An 18,945-nucleotide genomic window follows, 5' to 3' on the forward strand; every position below is an offset into this window, starting at 1 on the left:
AAGGTGCTATCTGTAAAACGACCGGCCGGGCGATTTCTTTACCGCAAAAAGTGCCTCCCGCGGAGGCGGGCGGCCGGCCTCAGCGCAGATAGTCGAACACCGACAGGCTGGAGAGCTTGGAGAAGCTCGCCTGCGTCGCTTGCAGGATCGTCATGGTCTTTTGCAGCTGGACGATCGTCTCGGTCGGGTCGGCATCCTCGATCTCGGCGCGGGCGAGTTCGCGGTCGTCGGCGCTGGTCTTGAGCTGGGCGAGCTGCAGGTCGACGCGCACCTCACGTGCGCCGAGCGACGTCTGCATCGCCGTGACCTGATCACCGATCGTGCCAAGCGTATCGACCGCGCTGTCGGGGATCGGTTCGTCGGCGCGCAGCGCGGCGATGATCGCGGCCATGGCGGTGCCGAGGTCGTCGCCGTCCTTCACCGCCAGGAATTCGCGGGCGTTGACGGTCACCTCGACACTCTGGCCGTCGCCGATCGGGATCGCCGCCGCCTCGCCATCGGCAAAGGTCAGCGCGCCGGCGGCACCCGTCGCGACGGCCGTACCGTCGTCCTTGCCGCCGAACAGCGGCAGACCACGGGCATCCTTGCCGTTCGCCAGCGCGACGATCGATTCCATGATGCTGTCGAGCTCGGTCGCGATCACTTGCTTGGCGGCGGGGGAGTTGGTGCCGTTGCGAGCCTGGATCACCAGTTCGGACGCACGCTGCAGCCGCTCGGTCATCGAGGAGAGGTTGGTGCCGGCCTGCTGCAGCGTCGCCTGGGCGAGCTTCACATTGGCGGCGTCCTGCGTGCCATCGGCGTTGGCGCGGTTGATCACCTGCAGCCGCTGATAGCCCACGCTGTCGTCCGACGGAGCGAGCAGCTTCTTGCCGGTCGCGACCTGTTCGTTGAGCCGGTCGAAATCCGCCTGCAATTTCTGCATCGATGCGGTCGAGCGGTTGTAGAACAGGTTGGTGGAGAGATTGACGCTCATCAGCGGATATCCAGCAACGTCTGGAACGTGTCGCGGGCGATCGAGATGACGCGGCTCGACGCCTGATAGGCTTGCTGGAAGCGCAAGAGGTCGACCGCCTCGCGATCGAGATCGACGCCCGAGATCGTGTCGCGCGCGGCGATCGCGCCGTCATGGATCGCGCTTTGCGCATCGGCGACGACGCCGCGTGCCTGAATCGCGGCGGCGTTGGTCGCGACCATGTTGCCGATCGTGCCTTCGAAGCGCGCATTGTCGCGCAGCGTTTCGAGCGCGGCGAGATTGCCGTTGCCGCGGGTCCCCTCATCCGGTGCCGCCGCGGCGATCTCGCGCGGGTCGGTCATCGTCATGGTGATATCGGTGGGAGAGGCGCCGACAGCGAACATCGGCGCACCGGCGCCATTGTCGAGCGTGCGACCGCCCGCCTGCACCGCATTGACGCCATCGACGAATTGGGTGGCGAGTTCGGCGAGCTCGATCCGCGCGCCCGCGATGCGCTGCGCACCATCAACGATCCCGCCCAGCGCGCCGCCCTGAGGCGACACCACTGATACGGTGTCGCCGTTGGTGACGGCAAAGGCGACCGCGCCTTGCGCATTGCGCGCGTAGCTGACGGTCGCGACCTGGTTCCCACTGACGAGCGTCGTGCCGGTACCGCCGCCGGCGCGCACGGTGGCGCGGCCGGCCGCGTCATAGCTGGCGGTGATGTCGACCAGGCCGCTCATCTCTTCGAGGAGGGCGTCGCGCTGGTCGGCGAGATTCACGGCGGCGTTGGTGTTGGGCGTGACGCGGCTCAGCCCGTCATTCACCTTGGCGAGCGCGGCCGACAGGCTGTTGAGATCAGCGACCGCGCCGTCGGCGGTCGCATCGAGCTCCGCCATGGCATTGGCGAGCGCTACGCCGGTGGCGGTGAAGGAGGCGGCGACGGCATTCGCCTGTTCCAGCATCACCGCGCGCGGCGCGGTGGCAGTGGGGTCGGCGGCAACGCCCTTTGCGGCGTTGAAGAAGGCGGTGAGCCGCCCTTCAAGCCCGGCGCCGGTCAACGAGGACTGGATCCGGTCCATCCACACGCCGCCAGCCTGGGTGCGCGCGAGGTCGGCACCGGCGGTGCGCACGGCGGCGGCCTTGAACTGGTCAGCGGCGCGGGTGACGCCAGTGACGAAGACGCCGTGGCCGGTCGCGCGGCCCGTCGTGCCCGACGCGCTGCTGATCTCCGTCGTCGTGATCGTCCGGCGCGAATAGCCCGTGACCCCGGCATTGGCGATGTTCTCCGACACCACGCCAAGGGCGGTCTGATTCGCGCGGACGCCCGATGCGCCGATGGAAAGAAGGTCGCTCACGCGGGCCTTGTGGATCAGTCGTAGTTAAGGCGGGGTTGAGGCGCAGGCGTTGGTTCCGCATCTTTTTGGCCGACGTTCTGATTTTCGGCGCTTGTGGCGGAAAGGCCACGCGACAGGAATTCGGCCATCGCCTTGCCGATGCCGAGCGGCGTGTGCTGCGCCATCTGCTGCACCATTTTCTGGTCCTGCATGTCGCGGAAGGTGTCGATCGCCTGGCTGTCGAACAATGGCTCGGCAAGCTTTGCCGCGCGCATCGATTTCAGCATCATGCCGGTGAACACCGCCTCGAACTGCTCCCCGGCGGCCTTCAGGTTTTCGCTGGAAGCCTCACGCTTCAGGCCCGAGTCGATGCCGGTGGTTCCGGAAATGCGGCCGATCGGGGCGGCGGCAATCTGCGTCGGCCCGCTCACAGGACGATCAACTCGGCCTTGAGTGCGCCGGCTTCTTTCAGCGCCTCGAGGATGGCGACGAGGTCTGCCGGCGAAGCGCCGATCGCGTTCACGGCCTTGACGATGTCGGCGAGCTTGGGGCCGGGGGCGAGGAGGAACATCGGGCGATGCTCCTCATCCACCGCAACACCCGATTTCTGCTCCCGCGCGGTCTGGCCCTGGCTGAACGGCGCGGGCTGGCTGATGCGCTGATTCTCGTCGATCCGCACCGTCAGCTTGCCGTGCGTCACGGCGGCGGGGCCGACGCGCACCGCGGAATTGATGACGACCGTGCCGGAGCGGGCGTTGACGATGACCTTGGCGGGCGGCTCTGCCGAGACGACGTCGAGGTTCTCAATCGTCGACATCAGCGTCGCGCGCACGTCGGCACCGACCGGTGCGCGCACCGCGACCGACACGGCGTCGACCGCCTGCGCCACGCCGAAGCCGAGACGCTGGTTGATCGCCGCGGCGACATTCTGCGCGGTGGTGAAATCCGCGCGCTGGAGATTGAAGGTGAGGTTGGGCGAATCGGCAAAGCCGGTCGCAACCGCGCGCTCCACCGTGGCGCCTTCGGGGATGCGGCCGGTCGAGGGCGTGTTGACGACGATCTGCGACCCGTCCTTGCCCTCCGCGCCGAGCCCGCCGACGGCGAGGTTGCCCTGCGCCATGGCGTAGATCTGGCCATCGGCACCGAGCAGCGGCGCCATGATCAGGCTGCCGCCGCGCAAGCTTTTCGCCTTGCCCATCGAGGAGACGGTGATGTCGATCCGCTGGCCGGGCTTCGCAAAGGCGGGAAGCTCGGCCGTGATCATCACGACCGCGGCGTTCTTCAGCCCCTGATTCGCATTGGGCGGCAGTTGCAGGCCGAAGCGCGAGGCGACCGCCTTCATCGATTGCACGGTATATTCGAGATTGTCGTCGCCCGTGCCGGGCAGGCCGACGACCACGCCATAGCCGGTGAGCTGGTTCGACCGGATGCCCTGGAACCCGCCGAGATCCTTGATCCGGTCGGCCGAGGCGGGCGCCGCAACGCACAGCGCCGCGATCAGCAGCGCAGGGAGGGCGAGAAGGGTGCGGAACATGGTCATGATGCTCGCTTCTGGGGCAGGCGTGGTTAATTCGGCGCTAAATGGCGGCGGTCAGAACGGGCTGACGACCTGGAAGAACCGGCTGAGCCAGCCCTGCCGCCCGGCGCGTGCGACATCGCCTTTGCCGGTATAGGCGATCTGGGCATCGGCGACGCGCGTCGACGCCACGCGATTGTCGCGGTCGACGTCGGCGGTGCGCACCAGCCCCTTGATCTGGATGAATTCGTCGCCGCGGTTCAGCGTCACGCGCTTCTGCCCCTGCACCAGCATGGTGCCGTTGGGATAGACCTGCGCCACGGTGACCGAGATTTCGCCCGACAGCGAATTGGCCTGGCCGGCGGTGCCGGTACCGTTGAAGTTGCGATTGCCGCTGACGCTGGCGTCGCTGGTGTTGAACAGGTTGAGCGGGCCGGTGGTCGGCGGGGTGATGCCGAAGCCGCCGCCGGAGTCGAGCTTCGACGTCGACGACTTGGACGCTGCGGTGCGTTCCACCAGGACGATCGTCAGCGGGTCGCCGACGCGGCGCGCGCGCCAGCCCTCGTGGAGTGCGGCATAGCCGTCCGCCGCCTGGAAAATCGCGCCGGTCGCCGGCGCCGGCGCCGAGGCGACGGGGAGGGGATGGACGGCGGTGAAATCCTCCGCCGGCGCCTTCTTGCCGAACAGGCCAGCGTGCGCGGGCGCGGCGAGGAGCGCGGCGCTGCACAGCGCGGCGGCGAGCGGGAGCGTGCGGGACGTCATGGCCGGTCAGTCCTCAGATGTTCTGATTGACGTATTTGAGCATTTCGTCGGTGGCCGAGATCATCTTGGAATTGACCTCATAGGCGCGCTGCGTCTCGATCATGTCGACGAGTTCCTCGACGACGTTGACGTTGGACGCCTCCAGCATGCCCTGGCGGACCTTGCCGCGGCCGTCCTCACCGGGAACGCCCATGTTGGCGGTGCCCGACGCGGCGGTTTCGACGAGGTAATTGTCGCCGATCGACTGGAGCCCGGCGGTGTTGGGGAAGCTGGCGACCTGGATCTGACCGAGGTTGGATGATTCCGCTTGGCCGGGGATCGTCGCTGACACCGTGCCGTCCATGCCGATGGTGATCGCGGTGGCATTCTCGGGCACGTTGATGCCCGGCATCACCTGATACCCCTCGGAGGTGACCAGCAGGCCTTCGGGCGAGCGCGAGAAATTGCCGGCGCGGGTGTAGCCGAGCTGCCCGCCGGGCAATTGCACCTGGAAATAGCCGTCGCCGTCCAGCGCCATGTCGAGGCTGTTGCCGGTGGTGGCGAGCGAGCCCTGCGTGTCAATCCGCGCCGTGCTTTGTACGCGAACGCCCGTGCCCAGGTTCAGGCCGGTCGCGTACTTCGTTTCCTGCGTCGACTGCGCGCCGGGCGCGGTGATCACCTGATAGCTCAGCGTCTCGAACGCGGCGCGATCACGCTTGTACCCGGTGGTATTCACGTTCGCGAGGTTGTTCGAGATCACCCGCATGCGCGTATCCTGGGCGTCGAGCCCGGTGCGCGCGATGTGCATGGCGGCGGTGGTCATGGTCTAATTCCTTCTAATCGCGCGCGGGGCTTAGCCGGGCATCCGCATGACGGAGGCGGCGCCTTCGTCCATGGTCTTGGCTTCCTTCAGCAGGTTCGCCTGGACCTCGTAGCTGCGCTGGTTCTCGATCATGTCGACGAGCACTTGGGTCATGTTGACGTTACTTTGTTCGAGCGTGCCGGACGCGATCTTGGCGTCCATGTTCTCGGGCAGCACGCCGCCGCCGCGCACGTGCATCAGATTGTCGAGGCCCTTCACCGTCGACGAGCCGCGGTCCGACACCAGCTTCAGCTTGTCGATCACGGTGACGTCGGTGGCGTCGCCGCCCTGCGGCACGATCGAGATCGAGCCGTCGGAGCCGATCGAGAGCGAATTGTACGGCGGAATGGTGATGGGGCCCCCCGACCCCATCACCAGGTAACCGTCGCCCGTCTGCAACGTGCCCGATGCGGTGACGGTCAAGTCGCCGCGGCGCGTATAGGCTTCGGTGCCGTCGGGCGCCTGTACCGTCAGCCAGGTGTCGGCATCGGTCAGCGCCACGTCGAGATTGCGACTCGTCTGGATCATCGCGCCGACGCTGCGGTCGGCATCGGTGACTTCCTGCGCGGCCGGCGCGCGCGCATCGAAGCGTGCGCCGCCGCCCTTCAGTTCGATCCGGTCGAACACCACGCGATCGGCACGAAAGCCGGTCGTGGAGGCATTTGCCATGTTGTTGGCGATGGCGGCCTGCGCCGCCATGTGCGCCTTGAGGCCCGTCGCCGCCGTATAGACCAGCTTGTCCATGGTTCGATCGATCCAAAGGTGTTCCGTCCACGCCGAAGCGCAAACGGAACACAGCAAGAGTCAGGCCAGAATCACGCGCGGATGTTGAAGATCGTCTGCGAGATCTGGCTGGAGGTATCGAGCGCCTTGGCGTTCGCCTGGAAGTTGCGTTGCGCAGCGATCAGCTCGACCAGCTCCTCGGTAATGTCGACGTTCGATCCCTCGATCGTGCCCGACATCAGCTTGCCGAAGCCGTTCTCGTTCGCGGCGCCCATCGTTGCCGTGCCGGAAAGACCGCTCGCGCTCCAATATTGCCCGCCGGTCTGGCGCAGGCCCGTCGGGTTGACGAAGTTCGCCAGTGCGACCTTGCCCAGCTTCACCGCGTCGCCGTTGGAATAGCTGGCGGTGATGATGCCGCTGTTGTCGACGGTGATGCCGGCGAATTCGCCGGGCGCGGCGCCGTTCTGCGCGCGCGAAGCGACGCTGAACGGCTGCTTTCCGGCGGTGGTGCCGGTCAGGTCGAAGCTGATCGGCGCGCGGGTCGCGTCGCCAGCGTCGGGGAAGGCGAGCGAGAAGGTGCCGCTGCCCAGCAGATTGCCGCTCGAATCAAAGGCGATGTCGGTGCCGCCCTCGTTCAGTTCGACGTCGCCGACGAAGCTGTGGACGGTCCATTCGCTCGCGGTGCTGGTCGCATCGGCCGGTGCCTTGCGCACGAAATAGTTGGTCAGCGTCTGCGGATTGCCGGCCGCGTCATAGATGGTGGTGGTGGTCGCGCTGCCGTAGCTGGCCGGATTGGTACGGTTGAACTCGACGTCCGACGCGGCGGCGCCGGCGTTCAGATTGGCCTTCAGCGACAGCTTGCTGGTCGCGATCGCCGGGCCGCTGCTGTCGGGAACGCGCACGTCGATCAGCGTGCCGGCGCCGGGCACGGTGCCGTCCGTCTCGACCGCATAGGCCTGCAGGCGGCTGCCCTGCGCATCGGTGATGAAGCGGTTGGGATCGACGCCGAAGCTGCCGTTGCGGGTGTAGGCGATGGTGGTGCCGCCGGGCGCGGTCGTCTTGACCGGGAAGAAGCCGTCACCGGCGATCGCGAGGTCGAGCGACGAGCCGGTCGTCACCAGGCTGCCCGCGCCGAACATCTGCTTGTTCTGCGCCAGCGCGGCGCCCGAGCCGGTCAGGCGGCGCGGATCGCTGGTGAAGTTCGATGCCATGATGTCGGTGAATTCGCTGCGGCTCTTCTTGAAGCCGTTGGTCGAGACGTTGGCGAGGTTGTGCGAGATGGTCGACATGTCGGTCTGCGCAGCCTGGAGGCCGGAAAGCGAAGTGTAGAAGGACATGAGGGAAGCTCCTGGAACGTGGGATAGGTGAGGGGAGAGGTCAGCCGATCTGGCGAACGGCGGTGGCGGGAACCTCACCGATCCCCGGCAAGGTGAGGACGGCAGCGCCGCTGGTGGTCGAAACGGAGGTGACGGGCGCCCAGACGAGGCTGTTGGCGGCGACCGAGCCGCTGCCGTCATTGGCGCTGATGCTGACGGTGAAGGGGCCCGGGCCGGCATCCGCGCCGGCCGCGGTCTTGCCGTCCCAGTCGTAGCTGACGGTGCCCGCCTTCTGCGCGCCGAGATCGGCGCTGTGCAGCAGCTGGCCGTTGGCATCGGAGATCGCGACGGTGACGTTGCTGGCATCGGCGCCAAGCTCGATCCCGCCGGCGATACCCCCCGAGGCGCGGCCGTAGGCGACATTGCCCGGCGTCAGCACGGTGCGGCCGACATAGCTGACCGCGTCCTGCATGCTGGTGGCGCCCAGCTTGTCGGCGATCGCCTTCAGCGTGGAGCCCATCTCCGTGATGCCGGCGAGCGAGGAGAATTGCGCCATCTGCGCAACCATCTGCGTATTGTCGACCGGATCGAAGGGATCCTGGTTCTTCATCTGCGCGGTCATCAGCTTCAGGAAATCGGCCTGGCCCATCGTCGGGGACTTTGCGGCCGCATTCTTGGCCGCCGCGTTCGCGGTGCCGATGCCCAAATTGCCGATCGTGGCGTCAAAGGAGGTCGCCATCTATCAGCGCCCCAGCTTCAGCGTGTCGACGATCAACGACTTGGCGGTGTTCATCACCTCGACGTTGTTCTGGTAGCTGCGCGCGGTCTCCATCATGTCGACCAGCTCGCGCGTTTCATCGACCGCCGACTGGTAAACAAAGCCGTCGGCATCAGCCATCGGGTTGTTGGGATCGCGGATCTTGATCGGGTCCTCACCGGCGGTGACGACGCGTTCCACGTTGACGGTAGCCATGCCGCTCGCCTGATCGAACTGTGTCCGGAACACCGGCTTCATGCTGCGATAGGCGGTTTCCGACGAGCCGGTCACCGCGCCGGCATTGGCGAGGTTCGAGGCGGTCGTGTTCATCCGCACGAGCTGCGCGGACATTGCGCGGCCAGCGACCTGGAAGATCGATAGAGGCTGGTTCGCCATGGGTTATTCTCCCTTCAGCGCGCGGGTGAGCTGGTTGATGCGACCGTTCAGGAACGACAGCGTGGTCTGATACTGGACGGCGTTCTCGGCGAAGGCGGTCTGCTCCTTGCTGAGCTCGACCGTGTTGCCGTCCATCGAGGGCGAGTCGGGCGTGCGGTACAGTGTCGCCTGCTCGACGCCGCCCTGCCGCTCCACCGAGGCGAGCGCCTTGGTGAAATCGATGTCCTTCGCCTTGAAGTTCGGCGTGGAGGCGTTGGCGATGTTGGAGGCGAGCACGTTCATGCGCTGCGCCCGCACCTCGAGCGCCGCGCCATGAACCCCGAAAAGACTGCCGTTGGCCATTGGCCTGAAATCTCCTGCACGTGCCTGTGCGCGCAGTGTCCCAGCAAGGTGTGTGCCACTTCGCCTTGCCGGCAGAGCGCCACCCGCCAGCAAGGCGCGGGCGGCAAGATGTTGCCGGGCGGCCGGCAAGGTTGCCGGGTGGCGGCGGTGAGCCGGCGCGATTGCCGTATCAACAAGGACTTGGCCCGTGGGCGACGGAACTGGCCCGGCGCTTGCGTAGGCGCGGGGATGAACTTTGGTGCCTTCCTCGATCCAACAGCGCTTGCCATCGTGGGCGGCGGCACGGTGGCGTCGGCCATCCTGCGCAGCCCGCTGCGCGATGTGGGCGGCGCGATCGTCGCGCTGCGCGCTTTGCCGCGTCGCCCGTTCAGCGCCGATCCGCTGATCGAGCAGATCGGAGCGTTCAGCCGGATCGCGAAGCGGCACGGGGTCCTCGCGCTGGACCGATCGGTCATTGCCGACCCCGATGTTGCGGCGGCGATCGCCGATATCGTTGACGGGCACGGCCCGGCGCAGGTCGCCGCACGGCTGCACTATCTGCGTCGCGCGCGGATCGAGCGTCACGTGTCGGTTGCCGACATCTGGGCCGGCATGGCGGAAGCCGCGCCGTCGATGGGGATGGTCGGAACGTTGGTCGGGCTGGTCGCGATGTTCGTGCAGATGACCGATCCGCAAGCGATCGGTGGGGCGATGGCGGTGGCGCTGCTGGCGACGCTCTATGGCGCGTTGCTGGGCAATCTCGTCGCGCTGCCGATTGCCACGCGGCTGCGGACGGCGGCGCGGATCGAGGGGTTCGAGCGCCAGCGGCTGGAGGCGCCGCTCGTCGCGCTGGCCGCGCGCGAGGAGCCGCAGCCGGTCAGCTTCTCGCCCGCGCGGCGGAGCGAGGCGGCATGACGACAGCCGACGACTTTCCCGTTGCGGCGGCGCATCGGCCATTGTGGCTGATCACGCTGGCGGACCTCGCGCTGCTGCTGGTCGGCTTCTTCGTGCTGCTCCACGCCAATCAGAATCTTGACCGCGCCGCGCTGATGCAGGGGGTGCGGGCGGCCTTTGGCGAGCCGGCCGCGGCGCCAAGGCCGGATCCATTGCCGCTGGCGGCCGCCGGCATGTTCAACTTCGCACCCGGCTCTGCGCGCCTGCCGGCCGCGCCGGGCAGCCTTGTCGCCTGGGCTGAAGAAGCGGCGCGCGACCCGCGTGTGACGCTGCGCATCACGGGCGCGGTCGACGGGTCACCCGCCGATGTCGATCGCGCGACCGGCAGTGCTGCGGTGCTTGCCGCCGATCGCGCGCGCGCCGTCGCGTCCTCGCTTGCCCCGGTGGCGAATGGCCGCATCATCATCCTGACCGCCGACCGGCCATCGCGCCGGCAGGTCGTCGTTACCTTGTCCCTTACCGGAGAATCCATGTGATCGCGCTCGTCCTGGCGCTCGCTGCGCCTGCCACCGCCCATCAGGATACGACCGCACTCGACAAGGCGGTCGCCGCCTTTGCCGGCAAGTCGATCGGCGAGGATGGCGGCCCGCGTGCCGCGATCGACCCGCGGCTGCGGCTGAAGCAATGTTCCACCGTGGCGCTGTCCTGGCGCACCGATGCGCATGATGCCGTGGTGGTGTCGTGCGCCGCGCCGGAATGGCGGCTGTTCGTGCCGATCCGCATGCCCGCCGGCGCGACGGTAGTGACCCGGCCGGGGGGCGCCGCCGCGGCGCCGGCCGCGATGGCGGAAAAGGTCATCAAGCGCGGCGATCCTTTGGTGATCGAGGCGGGATCCGACGGCTTTTCGATCACGCGCGAGGGCATCGCCATGGCCGACGCGGCAGAGGGCCAGCGCCTGATGGTGCGAATCGATGGCGGCAAGATGCCGGTGCAGGCAGTGGCCGTTGCCGCTGGTCGCGCGACCCTGCCCGGATGGGTGGAGTGAAAAAATTCCTAAAGGTGCCTCGCCGCCGGCCGTTTATGCCGGTGGGATCGAGGTGCAACGGGGATTTTTATGGTCGAACCGATCGGGACGAGACCGCGCGACCGCATCGCCGGCGTGTCGCGCGTTACGACGCCGGCGGCCGCCGCCGGCGTGACGAAACAGCCGCAGGCCGCGCCGACGCCGACCGTGGCGGCGCAGCTGTCGGCCAGCGCGCCGGTCGATGTGGAGCGCGTCGCCAAGATCAAGGAAGCGATTGCCAAAGGCACGTTTCCGCTTTCCCCCTCCACCATCGCCGACGCGCTGATCGCCGCCCGCTACGAATGGATGTCGAATGACAAGGCGTGATGCCCTTATCCGCGTGATCGACACGCTGCACGGCGAGATCGCCGCGCTGAAGGCGAACAATGTCGCCGAGCTGGAAAAGGCGACCTCGGCAAAGCTGACCGCGATCGAGACGCTGCGGGGTCTGGGCGAGGGGCCCGCGGGGCCGGAGCTTCGCGACCTGGCCGACGAGGCCAACCGGCTCAACGACACCTGCCGGATTTACGTGAACCTGATGGCGGCCAATGTGCGCCGTCGCCTGCAGCTCCTCACCGGTGAGGACAGCAATTCCTATCGTCGGGCACCGGCCTACGCCTGATCTGTCATCGTTCTGTGGTGCGGGCGGCGTTCGGGCCGCGCAGCACCTGTTTGCCGTTCGACCTGGCGTGCCCCTGATCCCTCGCTGACGCACACGCCTTCTGGCACACTCCTTGCTGATCGTTCCTGCGAACAGGGAATGTTTCAGCACCGATGACCGTCAACGCTCTCAATGCCGCCGCTGGGCGGGTGCAGACCGCGATCCAGCGCGCCGCTGCCAAGACCGGGATCGATTTCGATTACCTGCTTGGCCAGGCGAAGGTGGAAAGCGGCTTCAACGCATCGGCGCGTGCGCGCACCTCGTCGGCGAGCGGCCTGTATCAGTTCATCGAGCAGAGCTGGCTGGCCGTGGTGAAGAACCATGGCGCGGAGCATGGCATGGGCTGGGCCGCGGACGGCATCCAGCGCAATGGCGCCGGACGCCTGACGGTGAGCGATCCCGGCCTGCGCCGCGCGATCCTCGACCTGCGCAACAACCCCGAAGCCGCGTCGCTGATGGCGGCCGAACATGCGTCCGACAACAAGGATGCGCTGGAGGCGAGCCTTGGCCGCGAGGCGACCGGCACTGATCTCTACATGGCGCATTTCCTGGGGCTGGGCGGGGCCAAGCAGTTCCTGAAGGCAATGCAGGTATCGCCCGATCGCAACGCGGCGAGCATGTTCCCCGCCGCGGCCGGCGCGAACCGCAACGTATTCTTCAACCGCGACGGCTCCGCCCGCTCGCTGTCCGACGTGTACGAGCGGTTCGGCGCGAAGCTCGGCGACGGGGCAGGGCCTGCCGGCAGCACCGGCAATGCCGGCAATTCGTTGCCGCGTCTGCAATTTGCCGCCCAGATGCTCGACATGGAGGGCGCGACGGTGATCACCGGTGCCAACCAGTCCGCGTCCGACGCCATGACCTGGGCCAATGCCGCCATGGGCCGTACCGCCAATCAGGCATCGGCGCAGGCCGCCAATCTGCTGCGCCCGTCGCCCGATAATGCCCGGCTGGCGTACATGATGCTCGCGAGCATGGGGGGCTGACCTAAGTGAAGCTGCTCGCCAATTCGCGCCAGGTGGCGCTGCCCGCCGCGATCCTGCTGCTGGTGCTCGTGATGGTTGTGCCGATCCCGGCCTTCCTGCTCGACATCTTTTTTGTCGCCAATATCGCAATCAGCTTGGCCGTGCTGATGGTCGCGCTGAACGCGCAGAAGCCACTCGACTTCTCGTCCTTCCCGACCGTGCTGCTGTTCGCGACGCTGTTTCGCCTCGGCCTCAATGTGGCCTCGACGCGCGTCGTGCTGGTGCATGGGCATGAAGGCGAGGCGGCGGCCGGCCATGTGATCGAGGCGTTCGGAAGCTTCCTGATCGGCGGCGACTATATCGTCGGCATCTTCGTCTTCGCGATCCTGATGATCATCAACCTGATCGTGGTGACGAAGGGCGCGGGCCGCGTGTCCGAAGTGTCGGCGCGCTTCACGCTCGACGCGTTGCCCGGCAAGCAGATGGCGATCGACGCCGATCTCAACGCCGGACTGATGACGCCCGACGAAGCCAAGAAGCGCCGTATCGAGGTGTCCACGGAGGCGGATTTCTACGGCTCGATGGATGGTTCGTCGAAGTTTGTGAAGGGCGATGCGATCGCCGCAATCCTGATCCTTGCGGCGAACATCATCGGCGGGCTGATCCTGGGCCCGGTCAGTCACGGGCTGTCGATCGCCGAAGCGGCCAAGACCTATACGCTGCTCGCGATCGGCGACGCGCTGGTCGCGCAGCTGCCGGCGCTGATGCTGTCGATCGCTGCCGCCGCGATCGTGACCCGCGTGTCGAGCGAGAAGGATCTTGCCGGCCAGATCGGCAGCCAATTCGGTAGCCCGCGCACCTGGACGCCGGTGGCCGGCATCCTTGGCCTGTTGGGCGTCATGCCGGGCATGCCGCACCTCATTCTGCTGCCCGCCGCCGCGATCGCCGGCTTCACCGCGTGGAAGCTGCACAAGATCGCGCAGCGCCCGGCGCCCATCGAGGAAGTCGCCGCGCCCGAGCCGGTCGACCAGTCGCGCATCGGCTGGGAGGAAGTGACCGACGGCATGATGGTCAATCTCGACATTGGCTATGGCCTCGTGCCGCTGGTCGATGAGCGCAAGGGCGCGCCGCTGATGGGCCGGATCACTGGCGTGCGCCGGCAGCTGTCGAAGGAACTCGGCTTCGTCGTGCCGCAGGTGAAGGTGCGCGACGACATCAACCTCGCTCCCTACACCTATCGCCTCCTCGTGGGCGGCGTGGTCGTCGGCGAGGATCAGGTGTCGCCGGACGAGATGCTGGCGCTCGACACCGGCACCGGCTTCGGCGAGTTGCAGGGCAAGAAGGCGAAGGACCCCACCTTTGGCCTCGACGCGACGTGGATCGCGCCGGGTGATGCCGATGCCGCGACCGGCGCGGGTTACCTGGTGGTCGATAGCGGCACCGTGATCGCCACGCACCTCAACCATGCGCTTGGCGCCAATGCCGCCGATCTGCTGGGCGCGGACGAGGTTCAGGCGCTGCTCGACGGGCTGAAGGAGCGCAACCCGCAGCTCGTCGCCTCGATGGTGCCGCAGCCGCTGTCGCTCACCACGCTGACCAGCGTGCTGAAGGCGCTGCTGAACGAAGGCATCACGCTGAAGGAATTCCGCCGTATCGCCTCTGCCGTCGCAGTCGTGGCGCAGCGCACGCAGGATGCCGAGGAGATCGTCGAGCTGATCCGCCCGGAACTGGGCCCGCTGATCATCCAGAAATTGTGCGGCGTGCGCGAGCCGCTGCGCGTGATGACGCTGGAGGGCGGCCTCGAGGGCCTGCTTGGCCAGGCGATGCGGTCCGACCCGTCGCGCCGCCATGTCGTCGAGCCCGAGCTCGGCCGCCGCATTGTCGATGCGCTGCAGCGCGCCGCCCAGCCGATGATCGCCGAGGCCAAGCCCTTCGCGCTCGTCGTTCAGCCCGCGATCCGCGTCGCGATCCGCAAGTTGGTCAAAACCTGTCTGCCGGATACCCCCGTCATGAGCTTCTTCGAAGTCCCCGAGGACAAGGCCGTCGAGGTCGTCGCCGTGATCGGCGCGAATGACACGCATCCTGCAATCGGTGCGGGCCAGCCGCAGATGGCGGTGGCGGCATGAGCGCGATGCCGATGGCAGCAGCCTTCGCCGAGGCGATGCCGCTGACCTATTCGCCGCGGCAGCGCGCGCGCGACGAAGGCGCCCTGGTGCGCGAGCACCTGCCGCTGGTCCGCCGGCTGGCGTGGCACGTTCATGGCAGCGTTTCGACTGCGATTGAGGTGGAGGATCTGGTCCAGACCGGCCTGGTCGCGCTGGTCGAGGCTGCGGGATCGTTCGAGGATCGCGGGCAGGTGACGTTCAAGCAATATCTCACCACCCGGCTGCGCGGCGCGATGATCGACGAGCTTCGCCGCCATGCCGCGATGACGCGCGGTGCGATCAAGCGGCGGCGCGACTATAACCGTGCGGTGCAGGCGCTGACCGGCGAACTGGGACGCGCGCCGTCGGACGCGGAAAGTGCGGCGCGGCTCGGCGTGTCGATAGAGAAGCTGCGTGCGGATTATGTCACCGCGGAAGCGGCGAAGTTCGATTCGATCGATGAAGTCTATGCCGACGACCAGCCCTGGTTCGCGAGCGACGAGCCGAGCGCGTTTGACCAGCTGGCGGAGGGGGAGATGCGCGCTCGACTGATCACCGCCATCACTTCGCTGCCCGAGCGCGAGCAGATGGTAATCCAACTGTATCACGTGGAGGAACTGAACCTCGAGGAAATCGGCGAAGTGCTGGGGGTCGGCGCGGCGCGGGTGTGCCAGATCAAGGCGAGTGCGCACGCCCGCTTGAAGAAGGCGATGCTGCGCGTCTGACCGGCAATCCGTGAGCTTGCGTTCGCAAGATATTGATTGAGATCAACTCAAATCGACGGAACGCGGCCGGGCCGCTGTGCGTAGGACCGGTCCATGCCGCAGCCCGAAACACCGCTCTTTCCCTGGCGCCACGCCGACCAGGATCATTTTGAACGACTGCTTCAGGACCATGTGGCCGACCGCTTGTTCCCGTGCGTCGGGGCGAAGGCGGCGCTGGCGCGTGGCACGCTGAGCGTCCTTGCCTGCAACCGGATCGACAGCGGGTGGGACGATCTGCGCATTCACGACGGGCTGATGCGCTTTGCCGCTGCCTACCGCGAGGAGCCGGCGCTGTTTCGCAGCTTCGCGGTCGTTTTCAACGGGCCGGTCGATCTGGATGAGGCGACGTTCGAGCGCGCCTTGTGGGACCGCGTGCAATCGCTATCCGACAAGGACGTGTGGCGCGGCCAGCCTTATGACCAGCGCGTCAGCCATGATCCGGATGATCCGCATTTCTCGCTGAGCTTCGGCGGCGAGGCGTTCTTCGTCGTCGGCATCCACCCCAATGCCAGCCGCCCCGCGCGCCGTTTCGCCAAGCCGGCGCTGGTGTTCAACCTGCACGACCAGTTCGAACGGCTGCGCGCCGAGGGCCGCTACGAAGGCATGCGCGAGAAGATCCTGGTGCGCGACGAGGCGCTGGCGGGATCGCGCAATCCGATGCTGGCGCGCCACGGCGCGGCCAGCGAGGCACGGCAATATAGCGGCCGCGTGGTCGATGAAGGCTGGGCCTGCCCGTTCCATTATCGCGGCGCTGATACCGATGCCGGCGCCACCGCCGATGATTGAGGCGACGCGCATCCCGGAGCGAAGCGGTACCGCGTTCCGGCTGGAGAAGGGCGCAACGCTTGAGGTGATCGATCCGAAAGGATGCCAAGTGGCGGACCTACTGGCATTCAACGCGGACGACGCGGGGGAGGCGATCTCTTCCGGGCGGACGTTCGACTATGCGGAGACGATCTATCTCACCACCGGGCACACGCTCTATTCCAACCGCTCGCGCCCGTTGCTGGAGATCATTGCCGACGATGTCGGGCGGCACGATTTCCTGCTGACGCCGTGCAGCGTGGACACGTTCCGGCATTTCTATCCAGACAAGCCGTTGCATCGCGGCTGCTTCGGCAACCTCGCCGCGGCGCTGGGACCTTACGGCGTGACCGAGGACATGATCCCCAGCGCATTCAACTGCTTCATGAACGTACCGGTGGATGGCGAGACCGGCAAGCTGCGCGTGCTGCCGCCGATCAGCAAAGCGGGCGACAAGATCGTGTTCCGCGCGGCGATGGACCTGGTGATCGGGCTGACCGCCTGTTCAGCGTATGATTCCAACGGCGGCAGCTTCAAGCCGATTGATTATCGGATCGCCGGCTAGCGCGCCGCCAGAGCGCGCGGGAATGAGCCGGCGCTCTGCTCGTCGCCCATGAACAAGAAAACCCGGCGGCCGATCGGCCACCGGGCTCCCACATCTTCTCTGCTGCGCCGAGCGGAGCGGCACCTGCACCCATTTGGGGGCGGTGCCGGTGCCGCTCACGGATCAGCCGAGAAGCTTCATCACGCCCTGCTGCGACTGGTTGGCCTGCGCCAGCATCGCGGTCGACGCCTGGCTCAGGATCTGCGCCTTGGCGAGAGCCGTCGATTCTGCCGAAAAGTCGGCGTCCTCGATGCGGCTGCGAGCGTCGGCGAGGTTGGTGCTCGTGGTGGTCAGGTTGTTCACCGTCACCTCCAGCCGGTTCTGGACCGCGCCGAGGTCGCCGCGCGTCGCCGAGACCTTGTCGAGAGCGGCGTCGATCGCACTGAGAGCCTGAGTTGCTGCGTCCTGCGTCGCGATTGAGATGCCGCCAGCCAGCTTTCCGTCCTCGCCGCCCTGTGCGGTGAGACCCACCTTTTCAAGCGTTGCGGCGGAACCCTGCACGCGGATGTCCGCGCCGCTTTGCGAAGACAGGGTCAGCTGGCCACGCGACGCCGCCGAGCCGTCTGACACACCAGTTGTGCCATCGACGTTGGTGACTGCCGTCGTGAAGGCGCCATCATCCTTGATCGTGATGTCCTGCCCAGTGTCGGACGTCAGCACCAGCTTGCCGTCAGCGTCGGTCGACGCCTTGATGCCCGAAACCTGTGCCTCGTTGATGGACTTTACTACGGCAGCGGTGTCCGTTGCAGCGGACAGATCGACAACGGTGCCGTTAATGCTGAATTCGTCAGGAGCGACTGCAGTGAGATCGATGTCCAACGTCACCTGATTGCGAGCGCTCGCCTGAACACCAGTCTCACCGGATGCTGCGTTGATCGCTGCCGCCTTCGATGCGGCCGACGCGTCCGACGACTTTCCAATGGTGACGCCGTTGATCTTCAGATCGTCGCTCTCGTCGAGAGCGTCCGCGCTCGCCTTGATGCCGGTGACCGCGCCGTTGGCTGCGGTCTGGTTCAGGCCGACGGACGCGAAGTCTGTGTCGCTGCCATCTTTGCCCTTTCCAACGACGACCGGCGAGCCATCGTTGCTCGAAAGCGCCACGAAGCCCTGGAAAGTACCAGCTTCGAAGCCAGCCTGACCTGGAGTAGTACCGCCAATCTTGATCGCGATGCCCGTGTCGTTGGACAACGTGATCTTGCCATCCTTGAGCGTCGCGGTCACACCCGCCACGTCGCGGTTGATGTTCTTGACCAGTTCCTCCGCATTCGCACCCGACACTTCGACGTCGTTGATCTCGAGCTTTCCTGCTTCGACCCCGGACGAGGACACGGAGTTGCCGGTCAGCGTGTTGTAGGCCGTCGCCGAAACGCCGGTTTTGGCGCTATTGTCGTTGACAGCCTTTGCCAACGCCTTCGCGGTGTCGGTGGCCGCCGTCAGATCCGCGGCGAAGGCTGCCTTACCATTCAGCGTGATGTCGCCCTTGGCGACAGCAGCCAGGGTGTCCCCGACGCGACCCGTGGTCAGCTGACCCTCGACGCGGTAGCCGTTCAGCCCCAGCGCGTTCGTGGATACCGAGCCCATCGAAACCGAGACGGTGTCACCAGCGCTGGCGCCGGTCTGGAGCTTGATGTTCTTGGCGGTGCCGTCGAGCAGCTTCAGGCCATTGAAGTTCGTGGACTTTGCAATATCGTCGATCTGCGCCGTCAGCTGAGACACTTCTGCCTGCAGCGCCTTACGCTCCGACGTGCCCAGCGTGCCGTTGGCAGCCTGGGTGGCCAGCTCCTTCATGCGCTGCAGCATGTTGGTGACTTCGCTCAGCGCGCCTTCAGCGGTCTGCGCCATCGAGATGCCGTCGTTGGCATTGCGAACGGCGATACCCATGGACTTGATCTGACTGGTCATGCGGCTGGCGATCGCGAGGCCGGCGGCATCGTCCTTCGCCGAGTTGATGCGCTTGCCGGTCGAGAGGCGCTCCATCGCGGTCGAGAGATCCGACTGCGCTTTCGTCGATGCGTTGGCGGCGCGAAGCGCCGAGATGTTGCTTCCGATAACGGTCATGGTGGGTTCCTTCGGTGTCTACGACCGCCCCGCCGCCCCCGGAGCGGAGGGCCGAGCCGTCGCCATACGA

21 protein-coding genes and 2 pseudogenes are annotated in these 18,945 nt (G+C 66.8%); 10 read left to right on the forward strand and 13 right to left on the reverse strand.

The window, feature by feature from the left end; all coding sequences use genetic code 11:
• Window positions 1-79: 79 nt before the first annotated feature.
• From ACH0AE_RS04035 to ACH0AE_RS04085, 11 genes are all read right to left on the reverse strand, one after another.
• Window positions 80-973, reverse strand: a complete 894-nt coding sequence (locus ACH0AE_RS04035; RefSeq protein WP_294442349.1) for a flagellin — start codon at window positions 971-973, stop codon at window positions 80-82.
• A complete protein-coding gene (gene flgK / locus ACH0AE_RS04040) occupies window positions 973-2,310 on the reverse strand; it encodes a flagellar hook-associated protein FlgK (RefSeq protein ID WP_294442348.1) in 1,338 nt (445 codons plus the stop codon). Before flgK ends, ACH0AE_RS04035 begins: the two co-directional genes overlap by 1 nt.
• 14 nt (window positions 2,311-2,324) lie before the next feature.
• Window positions 2,325-2,720, reverse strand: coding sequence for a rod-binding protein (locus tag ACH0AE_RS04045; protein WP_294442347.1), 396 nt, complete (start codon window positions 2,718-2,720; stop codon window positions 2,325-2,327).
• Window positions 2,717-3,823 (reverse strand): flagellar basal body P-ring protein FlgI, encoded by a 1,107-nt coding sequence (locus ACH0AE_RS04050; RefSeq protein ID WP_294442363.1) that lies wholly within the window; start codon window positions 3,821-3,823, stop codon window positions 2,717-2,719. The genes ACH0AE_RS04045 and ACH0AE_RS04050 overlap by 4 nt, the downstream gene beginning before the upstream one ends.
• A 57-nt stretch (window positions 3,824-3,880) precedes the next feature.
• Complete coding sequence (locus ACH0AE_RS04055; protein ID WP_294442346.1) at window positions 3,881-4,567, reverse strand: flagellar basal body L-ring protein FlgH; 687 nt, start codon at window positions 4,565-4,567, stop codon at window positions 3,881-3,883.
• Window positions 4,568-4,580: 13 nt separating this feature from the next.
• On the reverse strand, window positions 4,581-5,369 hold the full coding sequence (gene flgG, locus ACH0AE_RS04060; RefSeq protein WP_294442345.1) for a flagellar basal-body rod protein FlgG: 789 nt from the start codon (window positions 5,367-5,369) through the stop codon (window positions 4,581-4,583).
• A gap of 30 nt (window positions 5,370-5,399) precedes the next feature.
• Window positions 5,400-6,152 (reverse strand): flagellar basal body rod protein FlgF, encoded by a 753-nt coding sequence (locus ACH0AE_RS04065; protein ID WP_294442344.1) that lies wholly within the window; start codon window positions 6,150-6,152, stop codon window positions 5,400-5,402.
• A gap of 71 nt (window positions 6,153-6,223) precedes the next feature.
• Window positions 6,224-7,468, reverse strand: coding sequence for a flagellar hook protein FlgE (locus ACH0AE_RS04070; protein ID WP_294442343.1), 1,245 nt, complete (start codon window positions 7,466-7,468; stop codon window positions 6,224-6,226).
• Window positions 7,469-7,508: 40 nt separating this feature from the next.
• On the reverse strand, window positions 7,509-8,186 hold the full coding sequence (locus tag ACH0AE_RS04075; RefSeq protein WP_406875468.1) for a flagellar hook assembly protein FlgD: 678 nt from the start codon (window positions 8,184-8,186) through the stop codon (window positions 7,509-7,511).
• 3 nt (window positions 8,187-8,189) lie between these two features.
• Window positions 8,190-8,600: a flagellar basal body rod protein FlgC gene (gene flgC / locus ACH0AE_RS04080; RefSeq protein WP_046407775.1), complete on the reverse strand. Its 411-nt coding sequence runs from the start codon at window positions 8,598-8,600 to the stop codon at window positions 8,190-8,192.
• 3 nt (window positions 8,601-8,603) lie between these two features.
• Window positions 8,604-8,942, reverse strand: a complete 339-nt coding sequence (locus tag ACH0AE_RS04085) for a flagellar basal body protein (protein ID WP_046407777.1) — start codon at window positions 8,940-8,942, stop codon at window positions 8,604-8,606.
• Between the two features lie 228 nt (window positions 8,943-9,170).
• On the opposite strand from ACH0AE_RS04085, the gene ACH0AE_RS04090 reads away from it, so the two are divergent.
• The 10 genes from ACH0AE_RS04090 to ACH0AE_RS04135 all read left to right on the forward strand — a co-directional run bounded on the left by ACH0AE_RS04090 (window position 9,171) and on the right by ACH0AE_RS04135 (window position 16,778).
• Window positions 9,171-9,836: a motility protein A gene (locus ACH0AE_RS04090; RefSeq protein ID WP_294442341.1), complete on the forward strand. Its 666-nt coding sequence runs from the start codon at window positions 9,171-9,173 to the stop codon at window positions 9,834-9,836.
• The gene (locus tag ACH0AE_RS04095) at window positions 9,833-10,351 is read left to right on the forward strand and encodes a flagellar motor protein MotB (protein ID WP_294442340.1); all 519 of its coding nucleotides are present in this window, start codon (window positions 9,833-9,835) and stop codon (window positions 10,349-10,351) included. Before ACH0AE_RS04090 ends, ACH0AE_RS04095 begins: the two co-directional genes overlap by 4 nt.
• A complete protein-coding gene (locus ACH0AE_RS04100) occupies window positions 10,348-10,860 on the forward strand; it encodes a flagella basal body P-ring formation protein FlgA (RefSeq protein ID WP_294442339.1) in 513 nt (170 codons plus the stop codon). The genes ACH0AE_RS04095 and ACH0AE_RS04100 overlap by 4 nt, the downstream gene beginning before the upstream one ends.
• A 69-nt stretch (window positions 10,861-10,929) precedes the next feature.
• Window positions 10,930-11,205 (forward strand): flagellar biosynthesis anti-sigma factor FlgM, encoded by a 276-nt coding sequence (flgM, locus tag ACH0AE_RS04105; RefSeq protein ID WP_294442338.1) that lies wholly within the window; start codon window positions 10,930-10,932, stop codon window positions 11,203-11,205.
• Complete coding sequence (locus ACH0AE_RS04110) at window positions 11,192-11,500, forward strand: hypothetical protein (RefSeq protein ID WP_046407784.1); 309 nt, start codon at window positions 11,192-11,194, stop codon at window positions 11,498-11,500. Before flgM ends, ACH0AE_RS04110 begins: the two co-directional genes overlap by 14 nt.
• A 152-nt stretch (window positions 11,501-11,652) precedes the next feature.
• Window positions 11,653-12,522, forward strand: a complete 870-nt coding sequence (locus tag ACH0AE_RS04115) for a lytic transglycosylase domain-containing protein (protein ID WP_294442337.1) — start codon at window positions 11,653-11,655, stop codon at window positions 12,520-12,522.
• A 5-nt stretch (window positions 12,523-12,527) separates the two neighbouring features.
• Window positions 12,528-14,627 (forward strand): flagellar biosynthesis protein FlhA, encoded by a 2,100-nt coding sequence (gene flhA, locus ACH0AE_RS04120; RefSeq protein WP_294442336.1) that lies wholly within the window; start codon window positions 12,528-12,530, stop codon window positions 14,625-14,627.
• Window positions 14,624-15,370, forward strand: coding sequence for a sigma-70 family RNA polymerase sigma factor (locus ACH0AE_RS04125; protein ID WP_294442335.1), 747 nt, complete (start codon window positions 14,624-14,626; stop codon window positions 15,368-15,370). The genes flhA and ACH0AE_RS04125 overlap by 4 nt, the downstream gene beginning before the upstream one ends.
• Window positions 15,371-15,463: 93 nt before the next feature.
• Window positions 15,464-16,195, forward strand: coding sequence for a guanitoxin biosynthesis heme-dependent pre-guanitoxin N-hydroxylase GntA (gene gntA / locus ACH0AE_RS04130; RefSeq protein WP_294442334.1), 732 nt, complete (start codon window positions 15,464-15,466; stop codon window positions 16,193-16,195).
• Window positions 16,188-16,778, forward strand: coding sequence for an urea carboxylase-associated family protein (locus ACH0AE_RS04135; protein ID WP_294442333.1), 591 nt, complete (start codon window positions 16,188-16,190; stop codon window positions 16,776-16,778). Before gntA ends, ACH0AE_RS04135 begins: the two co-directional genes overlap by 8 nt.
• 162 nt (window positions 16,779-16,940) lie before the next feature.
• Here ACH0AE_RS04135 and ACH0AE_RS04140 read toward each other — a convergent pair.
• Together ACH0AE_RS04140 and ACH0AE_RS04145 are read right to left on the reverse strand one after the other, a co-directional pair.
• Window positions 16,941-17,195, reverse strand: a pseudogene (locus ACH0AE_RS04140) (flagellin); the annotation flags it as partial.
• A gap of 276 nt (window positions 17,196-17,471) precedes the next feature.
• Window positions 17,472-18,875 (reverse strand): annotated as a pseudogene (locus ACH0AE_RS04145) (flagellin hook IN motif-containing protein); the annotation flags it as partial.
• Between the last annotated feature and the right edge of the window lie 70 nt (window positions 18,876-18,945).

It is taken from the genome of Sphingomonas sp. 179-A 2A2 NHS (genome assembly GCF_045371305.1).
GTDB lineage: Bacteria > Pseudomonadota > Alphaproteobacteria > Sphingomonadales > Sphingomonadaceae > Sphingomonas.